This window comes from Vibrio sp., assembly GCF_038138445.1.
GTDB lineage: Bacteria > Pseudomonadota > Gammaproteobacteria > Enterobacterales > Vibrionaceae > Vibrio.
This window is the reverse complement of sequence record NZ_JAYQDQ010000117.1, coordinates 1-9,870: the sequence shown is the minus strand read 5'-3', so window position 1 is coordinate 9,870 and position 9,870 is coordinate 1. Positions and strand designations below refer to the sequence as shown.

General features: G+C 40.4%; 8 protein-coding genes and 1 pseudogene. 5 read left to right on the top strand and 4 right to left on the bottom strand.

What is annotated here, in order from left to right; genetic code table 11:
• Window positions 1-277 precede the first annotated feature (277 nt).
• The 3 genes from AAFM34_RS19085 to AAFM34_RS19075 all read right to left on the bottom strand — a co-directional run bounded on the left by AAFM34_RS19085 (window position 278) and on the right by AAFM34_RS19075 (window position 2,479).
• Window positions 278-1,015, bottom strand: a complete 738-nt coding sequence (locus tag AAFM34_RS19085; RefSeq protein WP_341665597.1) for a phosphatase PAP2 family protein — start codon at window positions 1,013-1,015, stop codon at window positions 278-280.
• A 419-nt stretch (window positions 1,016-1,434) separates the two neighbouring features.
• On the bottom strand, window positions 1,435-1,767 hold the full coding sequence (locus AAFM34_RS19080) for an AzlD domain-containing protein (protein WP_341665594.1): 333 nt from the start codon (window positions 1,765-1,767) through the stop codon (window positions 1,435-1,437).
• Complete coding sequence (locus AAFM34_RS19075) at window positions 1,757-2,479, bottom strand: AzlC family ABC transporter permease (RefSeq protein ID WP_341665592.1); 723 nt, start codon at window positions 2,477-2,479, stop codon at window positions 1,757-1,759. Before AAFM34_RS19075 ends, AAFM34_RS19080 begins: the two co-directional genes overlap by 11 nt.
• Before the next feature lie 305 nt (window positions 2,480-2,784).
• On the opposite strand from AAFM34_RS19075, the gene AAFM34_RS19070 reads away from it, so the two are divergent.
• The 4 genes and pseudogenes from AAFM34_RS19070 (at window position 2,785) to AAFM34_RS19055 (ending at window position 8,553) form a co-directional block, all read left to right on the top strand.
• The gene (locus AAFM34_RS19070) at window positions 2,785-3,720 is read left to right on the top strand and encodes a filamentous hemagglutinin N-terminal domain-containing protein (RefSeq protein ID WP_341665590.1); all 936 of its coding nucleotides are present in this window, start codon (window positions 2,785-2,787) and stop codon (window positions 3,718-3,720) included.
• Window positions 3,721-3,825: 105 nt separating this feature from the next.
• Window positions 3,826-5,334, top strand: coding sequence for a hypothetical protein (locus AAFM34_RS19065; RefSeq protein WP_341665588.1), 1,509 nt, complete (start codon window positions 3,826-3,828; stop codon window positions 5,332-5,334).
• Window positions 5,335-5,385: 51 nt separating this feature from the next.
• Window positions 5,386-7,017: pseudogene (locus AAFM34_RS19060) on the top strand (ShlB/FhaC/HecB family hemolysin secretion/activation protein).
• A 423-nt stretch (window positions 7,018-7,440) separates the two neighbouring features.
• Window positions 7,441-8,553 (top strand): linear amide C-N hydrolase, encoded by a 1,113-nt coding sequence (locus AAFM34_RS19055; RefSeq protein ID WP_341665586.1) that lies wholly within the window; start codon window positions 7,441-7,443, stop codon window positions 8,551-8,553.
• 151 nt (window positions 8,554-8,704) lie between these two features.
• Here the strand turns inward: AAFM34_RS19055 and AAFM34_RS19050 are convergent, their stop codons facing one another.
• Complete coding sequence (locus tag AAFM34_RS19050; RefSeq protein ID WP_341665584.1) at window positions 8,705-8,965, bottom strand: DUF5062 family protein; 261 nt, start codon at window positions 8,963-8,965, stop codon at window positions 8,705-8,707.
• Window positions 8,966-9,168: 203 nt separating this feature from the next.
• Between AAFM34_RS19050 and AAFM34_RS19045 the strand changes: the two genes are divergently transcribed.
• Window positions 9,169-9,870: AraC family transcriptional regulator (locus tag AAFM34_RS19045; protein WP_341665582.1), on the top strand; the 702-nt coding region annotated here is incomplete at its 3' end.

Here is a 9,870-nt window from a genome sequence, read left to right as displayed (position 1 = left end):
CAGCTCTTAAAAGATGGCTATGCACTGGCGGATTTATGAGGGGATCCCTCAGTACATTGTATCCTCTAGTACAACCATATCTAGAAAAGGGTAAGTGTTTTCAATATAACAGATTGATTATTAGTGACTATAATAAAACCAAGATATGCAATCAAGCATATATTTTAATGAATTTTTAGACTATTTATCATCAAAATAAATACAGAAGTTTTAGGTAATTCGATGAAAGGTGGACACCCTATCCTTGGTATCCTATTGCGCAGAAATCTAAAGTATCTTACTGAACACTGGATATCACGCCCAGTTTTTTTAACTCCTTGGAGGCTTCTGCCATTGCTTGGGTAAATTCCAGCTTAGCATGCAGCCGAGCAAATACTGCAGAGCCCATTAATCTGCCTGCGTCGACATCACTTTGCCAGTGCACACCACAGACAACGCGGCTTTGACCAAAATCATAGCCTCGCGCGAGCAATGCATTTTGTTTCTCTGGTACTAGTTCTGCTAACACCAAAGCAGCAGCCCAACCATATGAGGCATGGCCTGAAGGGTATGAACCGTTTGTTGAAAGAGTCTTCTCACTTTCTGGGGTACACGAATGCGTATCAAAATAAACAAATGGGCGAGTTCGCATATATTCGAGTTTAGCGGAGCGCACAGCAAGCCTAGCACTATCACCACGAACCCTTTTCAGAACTTCAATAAGTTTAGGGGTTGTTTTAGGTGAGATATCGACGCCTAAGACTTCACTAAACGCATCACCCATATGGTTAGCAGACAGGTTGGCATCTGCAATAGCAAGCTTCCACCTTCTCTCTCCTTCAACATGTCGTGTTTGAATAAAAGCTTGCTTATCAGCACTCCATTGAACTGTATTTTCAGTTGGTGGTGGAGGAAGAATGAAGAGGCTATCTGGCACTTCATGGATAGATAAGAAATTTACAATTTCATCATTAGAGGCAGCGAAAATATGTGTTGACCACAGTATAGAGGTCATAACGGCCAAGTTTCTGATCATCGACGAGCTCCCTTTAAGATTGACGAACCCATCTCACTTTGAAAGGACTGAGGTGATTGATAAGAAGCCGTCACTTGGTCATCTATGGCTTGACTCCAATCTCTTGGGTTTTGATCATTAGTACCTCGAGTCAATCGAGCTTGAATGCGAATTATTAATAATTTTATAAATTTCATGGCTATGTGTTATCTGATAAATAAGAAAATAAAGCAATATTAAGACTTGCTCTGCTCTTATTAGAGAAACACACTGAACTACTCAACAAGAGATAGAAAAGTCAGTAACTTAGAGCAAGCCAAGACCACAGCCTACCCTAATCAGATAACGCATAACATCAGGTGAAAACCTGAGGTTTATTGACGTATTTTTCTTTGCTAACCAGCCATGTAAAGATCAAAATCTACCGTTCTTTCAGCGACCTAAAGCGAAGCAAACAGCCAATTAAGAATAGAAAATATCACCATGCCCCCAGCGACAACCATCAGCGTATTTTTGCATTTTAAGCTCAGCAGTACGGTAATCACTCCGGCATAAAAAAATGGGCTTGAATGTATAGTATCGAGAGAGGATCCGTGACCTAAAAAAACTATAGGCACCCACATAGCAGTGAGTACTGAAGGCGCTGTATACCTCAGAAGTTGCTTGGTTTTACTGCCAAGAGAAATCGGAATCGATTTCATAAAAAACAAATATCGACATGCAAATGTAATCAAAGCCATTAGGAAAATAACCCACTCGGTACTAAGCGTCATTTCTTTCTCCATTCGATGTATAAAAGCCGGTAATCATTCCTAATATCGTCGCGCCAATAAGCGAATACTCAAATTCTACAATGTCGAAAACCAGTACAGAAAAACCACTAACCAACACAGCAAAAAGAGTGGAACGATCTTTTATTGATGGAATAACGATCGCTATAAAGGTTGCAGCTATCGCAAATTCAAGTCCGAGTTCTTCAATATTATCGATGTTTGAACCTGCGACTATTCCGCCGAGCGTTGCAAGGTTCCAAACCAAATAAAAAGCGATCCCTGCTGTAACCGCATACACATAACTAAACGAGCGAGTTTTATCGATATGGCTGGTTGAAACTGCGAACATCTCATCGGTGAGGAAAAAAGCAAAGGCCATACGCTTAAACCATGACAACTCCTTGATGTGGCTTTGAAAAACAGCCGAATAAAGTAAGTGACGAGACCCAATGACAAACGTTGAAGATAGAATGGGTAATGTAGGACTCATGACGCCAAACAGAGAAATACCAGCTAACTGAGCGGCACCAGCAAACACAAACAGTGACATTGCCTGAGCCTGCAACGGGGAAAGCCCTGCTTGAATCGCCAATGAGCCACACAAAACTCCCCAAGGTATCACTGCTAAACACAGTGGAAAAACAGCAATACTAGCCTGAATTATCAGCTCAGCATTGTTTGAACATTTAAATTTTGATAAAGCTTTGATCACTTAGACTAAACCTCCCCACCAAACCATTTCTAACAAATGAATAGTTTTCTCTTCATTGATAGTGAACACTTACATGGATCAAGAGAAAAATTAATTTATAGTATTGATAACATATTGCTAAATATAACAAAAGTAATATTTATCAAGATTTGTCTAGTAAAAGATCCTATTTGAAAATGGCCATATTTTAATAATGAAATAAACGCCCTAGCGTAGGGTTTTATTAGCCAAGCTTATAAACATAACAAAAATAGGGTCTTTATGCTATTTTTGATATAAAGGATACGATGTATAGGAAAGCACTTATGTATCCAAATATGCTCTTTAGATTCGCTCTTTATATGGCGGCATTTTTTTCAATATCCTCTTACGCTGGAACTCTTCCTTCCGGTGGAAACGTTGTTCATGGTTCTGGAACTATCACCACCTCTGAAAGTTCTATGGATATAATACAAAACACCCAAAAACTCGTCACTCACTGGCAAGACTTTTCAATAGGAAAAGAAAATACCGTTAATTTTATTCAACCGTCTCAATCATCTGTCGCATTAAATAAGGTACTAGGAAACAATGTCTCTGTTATCCAAGGCGCGTTAAATGCAAATGGACGTGTTTTTCTCGTAAACCCGAATGGAATAACGTTTACTTCTGATGCACAAGTTAATGTTGGCGGGCTTGTCACCTCAACACTAAACATCAGCAGCCAAGATTTTTTGAATGACAACTATGTGTTTGAAGGACAAAGCACTAGTGTCATAGTTAATCAAGGCAATATTAGCGCAAGTCAAAATGGGACAATTGCATTAATCGCGGCAAAAATAATTAATCAAGGTCATATTTCAGCTCAATCTGGTAATGTTTTAATGGGATCAGGGAATAAAGTCACTCTTGATCTCGGGGGCCCTGTGAAACTTGAAGTAGAAGAAGGTGCAATTGAAAGTTTGATATCACAAGGTGGGGCTATTCATGCAGATGGGGGATTAATCTACTTATCGGCAAAGGCTGTTGATGAGCTGGCAACTAGCGTTATCAATCACACTGGTATTACAGAAGCACAGACTTTATCCACCGGAGAAAAAGGAGAGATTATCCTATTGGGTGATATGGATTACGGGACAACAAAAGTAACAGGGATAATTGACGCTTCCGCACCCAATGGAGGAAACGGTGGTTTTATTGAAACCAGTGCAGCAAATATCGACATCAAAGATGGTACCCGTGTTATTACATCATCCTCCTAAGGAGAAAATGGTACATGGCTGATAGATCCTAACGACTTTACAGTCGCTGCCAGTGGCGGCGATATTTCAGGTTCTACACTATCAAGCAACTTATCTAGCGGAAACGTGCAAATTCAAACCACAGGCACAGGCGGGAACTTATATGTTAATGATGCTGTTTCATGGTCAACAAATAAACTCACGTTAACCGCAAACAACAATATCAACATTAACGCTAACTTGGTGGCAACGGGCCTCGGAAGCTTGGCATTTGAATATGGTCTAGATTCGACTTCGGGATCAACCAGTACTTATTCAATTGCAGACAATGTAGACGTATTAATCCCCAAGGCATCAAATTTTACTTGGAAAAAAGGCAGTAGCGGAGCCGTTAATAACCTCTACTTTGGTAATAGTTTGATCAAATTTGGCGACAATGCTAACCCTGCAATCACAGATACTGGGGAGCTCCTTCAACCTTTTTACTACGACGACGGCACCTCATCAAGACGCACTGCTGGTTGGTACAAACTGACTTATGAGGATTACCCACTAGATTTTGGGGTTGAGACAGGCGGCGACGGCACTAACAGTTGGAATTATAATGGCGAAGTTCTCGCCACTAACGGCGCATCCTCTCTTAGTGGCGCTACCAATACACTCTCGATAAATATCGCCAACTACAATGAAGGGAGCGGTACTTTAGTCACAAAGACAAATGTGAGCGTGGCAGAAACCACAAACACAATTGATATCATTAATTCATATACTTTAGAAGAGAATAAAGAATTTGTTAGAACGACAACCACAGTGACAAACAACAGCTCTACAACCCCATTAACTAACGTGCGTTTGTGGATTGGCACCAGAGATGACTTTATTGGAACTTCAGATACAAGTTATATGGCTAAGGGAAATATAGATGATGGATTTGTGCAGATTTCAGAGCAAAACACTCAAGCAAAAGCCATTAAAATAACAGAAGAAACTGACGGCACTGGTGCGGCAGTCTTATTCTATTCCACCTCAAATGATGCTGACACTGTGACTGCCGGATACGGGCCTTTTTCTAATATCATGAACAAGGATCCACGTACGTCAGATACGATTACCAGTAAGATTGATGGTTCTTACGGGCTATTTCTACGTATGGCTGACCTAGCTCCTAATACAAATGAAAGCCTCACTTGGTATTACGCAGCAGGCAAAGCGAGCAACATTGAAAATATAGTTCGAAATGTAGCTGATGATACTGGTCTTGTTGCCGCTACTGAACAACCTATTAGCGTATCTGAGCCAGTAGACTCTTCAATACCACAGACTACCGCAGTGTCTGTTGTTCAGTCTATAACGCCTATACCCTACAAAATCGTCGTCTCTCCTACTCAGTTAGATTATTCAAATGAAATCGGCTCATTAGATATAGTTCAAATCAGCAGTAATGATGCAGAAGGTACTACGAACACCTCAGACGATAACAGCACTATCTCAAGTGCCTTGTTAAGCCGTGAAAATGATATATTAGGTCCATTAAAGGTGTTTATCATCGATGGAGGTATTCGTTTCCCTTCTTGGGCTCCACCAAAGTTCAAGGCCCTATTTAATCAAAGCGATATTAATAGTAAAAGCGAGTAAAGGTAGAAGGTTTTGACTAGAGTAGAGCTATTTTGGCCCAGCACATTAATCATGGTTACCAGCACTATGCCCCATTTTTCTCAAGCTCAGCAAAAACCTGATGCGGGACATACAAGCCAAGAGTTTAATAGCCAAATTGTGGCCCCAAAATCATCCTCTGTACCACCATTGACAACCCCTGTAACACCTCAAAATATCAAGTCAGGTGGCGCTATCGTTCAAATAGAAAGCATCGAGCTTAACGGTAACTCTGTATTTAGCGACCAAGTATTATTAGCAATAGTAGATATTGAGGGGAAAGAATATGATTTTGCTGGTTTACAAAACTTGGCCAGAAAAATAACAGACTTCTACCACCAACAAGACTATCCTTTTGCTCGAGCTATCCTACCAGCTCAAACCTTAACAGAAGGTAAACTCCAAATTGAAATCATTGAAGGTCGCTATGGCAAGATTTCAGTATCAAGCGACGACGCTAGTGTCGAATATCAAGAATCAGCACAAGAGTATTTATCTGTGCTTAATTCAGGAAGTGTCATTAAAGGCTCAGAGCTTGAAACCATCTGTCTGATCTTAGATGATCAACCGGGATTCAGCGTGATTCCTGTGGTTAAGCCCGGTGAAAATATTGGCTTAGGCGATCTCGTTGTAAACATTCGCCCTGACAAACCATATGGAGGGAGCGTTAATCTGGATAACAAGGGGAATCGTTATACGGGAAGTGGGCGTATTCAGCTAGATAGCTATGTAAATAGCCCTTTCATATTTGGTGACAAACTCGACACTAGTCTAGTGTACACTGAAGAAAATATGTGGTTCGGTTCATTGTCATACAGCTTGCCACTGCTTTATCCAGGTTTACGAGGCAATATTGGGCTTCAACATACGGATTATCAATTAGGCAAAGAGTTTACGAGCCTAGATGCTCACGGCACCGCAGATATATTAAGTGCGGGATTGAATTATCCTTTAGTACGCTCCCAGCAACAAAATATATCCCTTTTCACCACCTATCAGCGAAAATGGTAGGTTGATAAACAAGGGGCAACAGCAACAAAAGCCGAGAAATCAAGTAATCTTATCACCACGACATTAAACTTTGATTTTAGAGATCTTTTAGGCGGTGGTGGGGTAACATATGGTTCAATAAGCTGGACTCATGGCTTCCTTGACCTTGATGACGGTTTATATGCGATTGATAATCTAACCGCTCATACTGATGGTGTGTTTGATAAAATAAATTTCGACGTGAGACGCATCAATAATCTTCCTATCAAATACCATAGCCTATACGTTCGCATTACAGGTCAAAAAGCATTTGAGAACCTAGATTCTTCAGAAGACTTTGGCCTTGGAGGGCCTAATGGAATCCGCGCTTACCCTGTTGGAGAATCATACGGGGATGAGGGTATTTTAAGCCAGATAGAGCTTCGTCGTGTTTATAACAATAGGGTTAGTTCATATCTATTCTTTGATTATGGCTATACCAGAACAAATCATACTCCTTGGACAGCATTAGATAATGACAGAACCATAGGAGGCGCTGGTTTAGGCTTTCAGTACACATTCAAAGACATTGAGATAGATACCACAGTCGCATGGCGAACGGTTGGAGGGCCTCCGCAATCAGATAGCCGCATCACAACCCCAACATTTTGGCTTAACATGTCTTACAACTTTTAACGGCCCCCGATAGCGGGAGCAAGTATTCAAACTCCATCTCCCCCTTACGCAATTTATCTTGTATGGAAGAGAAACACTGGGCACCTTGAAAAACGTATAGTATTCATCCGCCAGAGGCAAACGTGCTTGTGAAGTAAGCAGATAACTTCTTCTAAGTTTATGGTTTAAATCCCTTCAATTTATTAATTTCTCAAATATGTACATCATAAGCTATTGATTAGTATTTTAATAAGTATAAAACTATACGCACTACAACAGCATGAGAGCTATGAAAATTTAACGACTAAATATTGTGTGTTCCTGGTTGATGTTAATCAGACGCTCATCACTTTATCTGTCATTGACGCATGTGTTCTTGTCTTTTACTTACGGTGATCTCAAATTCACCGAATAAGAACCTATCTTTTTTGGAATATTTAGATTATGAATCAACAATTATTGGCACTCACCTTAGCTGCAACAACATTGGGATCTATATCTAGCGTAGCAGAGGCTTGTACACGAGCTTTATACCACTCGGACGCTTTAGATACGACAATGGTCACACGCTCAATGGACTGGGAAGGTTACGATCAAGGGGTTGTTCGCGGCATCCCTAGAGGTACTGTCCTTGATACACGCGCACCTAAGGTATATGGGGTTGACCTCAACAAATCAGGGGTTGAAAACCAAGCTTACAAGTCAAAATATGCCATGATTGAGATTGCAAGCTTCGACGTAAAGTTTGTCACCGAAGCCATCAACGAGCATGGTGTACTTGGTCAGATTCATTACCTCAATACAGACTGGCAAGATGAGAAAGCACGAGAAAAAGGCAACACTGATATCGATGGTCAGCAATTTGTGCAATACGTTGTTGCTAATGCAAAAAACCTCGATGACGTACAATCTATTATCAAAAGTACCAATATACGCGATCAAAAGCTTGGTGGCGTACCTGGGCTGTATGATGCGAATACGACCCTAGATAACTTCCATGCTCACTTCATTTTTTCTGATAATTCTGGTGAGACCATCCTTGTTGAAATGGTTAATGGCGAAAAAAGACTTTATCGAGGAGCAAATTCCTTAGACGTCATTTCTAACAATCCAACCTTTGAAACTATGGCTGAAATCGACAAAGAGTTACTGGGTGAAAAGCGTTTCCCAACCGCTTCGATTAATTCTTTGGATCGTCGTCATCGTGCTCAATACGCACTTGAGGAAGTCAAAGCATATGAAGAACGTTTTGGTATCCGCGACAACAAGCAATTAAGCAATATAATTGAAGGTGTTGCTCATGAAATACGTAGCGGCTATACAAAATGGGACACTACGTATGATGCGAACTTCCCTACTCTATGGGTTTCTCAAGTAGACTTAAAGAACAAAACACTGAAGTTAGACCGCTGGGACACTGATCAAATTGAGCAATACGACTTCACAATGTTTGATGTCAATGGTAAGAAAGTAGTTGAATTAGGCCGCAACCCAAACAAACCAGAAACCCAGCCCTGCACCAACATTAATAAAGGCCAACCGTTCTGCGTAAAATAATATCGCTACACCACACTTAAGAGAGTCTCAAGCGATAGAAAAAAGTAAGCTTGTCTCTCAAGAGTTGTGGTGTGTCCTTTTAATAGCTCGATACTAAGCATTGACGTTAGCCAAAAGCAAAGCACTTTCACTGGAGAAAGTGCTAACACTTCTATTTTAAAGGATCATCGTCCGGTAAGGCATTATGAATCCAGAGAGCTAATCTATGTTTGATACTTGATCCATCAAGTTTACTCTCTGGCAAGGGTGTAATTTGCTTAGCATCAACCAAAAACAGATAGATGGCTTTTACTCTCAAAGGCTGAGGAGACTGAGGTAAGTCAAAACCTTGCATCTTGGCCATTTTACCACCAATTTCTAACGCTTTTTTGACTAGTTTGTCTTCGTTATGAAGTTTTGATTTTTTTGACATGAAGAAAACCTCTTTAAATAATTGCACTTAGACTACACCAAACCAGCAAAAACACCTATTAACAGACTCTCAGATTGAAAATCATGCTGTTTTCATTTTTACGTATGGACTAGCTTAGAAAGAGATCTAGCAATCTCAATCAAGCAACTATAAATCATCTTAATTACTATTAATGCGACTTCTGAATTGGGAATAAGCAAAGAATGACAACGACCAAACGCCGTGAGCAGCATATCAAAAAAGTATGCGACTTTATTGATCATCATTTAGATGATGAGTTAACACTAGAGCAACTCAGCACACTGGCAGCAAGTTCCAAATACCATTTTCATCGGATATTTAAGTCGTCTGTGGGAATAAGTGCTACCCAATATGTATTATTGGCTCGCATGAAGAGAGCGTCATTTCGTTTGGCATTCGAACATGAAGTAAGTATTACGGATATTGCATTTGAAGCGCGCTTTGAAAGTCTAGAGGCCTTTTCACGCGCATTTTCGAGAACATTTGGTCAGTCCCCCTCTCAATTTAGAAATCAACCTGAGTGGAGTGGTTGGCACTCAAGGTATGACTATCATCCCCCGAAAGTTGGAGATAAAGTAATGGATGTAAATATCATTGATTTCAAACAAACCCAAGTTGCTCTAATTGAGCATATCGGCTCTGAAAAGCTGATTTATGAAACCGTATCAAAATTTATACAGTGGCGAAAATCGACAGGATTATCGCCAATAAAAACACACGACACATTTGGTATCCCGCATTCTGACCCAAGTATCACACCAGATGAAGAGTTCAAGTTTGATATTTGCGGTTCTTATCAAGGAGAAATACCAGAAAATGAATACGGGGTGTGCGACGTGAGGTCGTATGAAGCGCTGTTCACCGCTCAACGAGTGAACCATCTG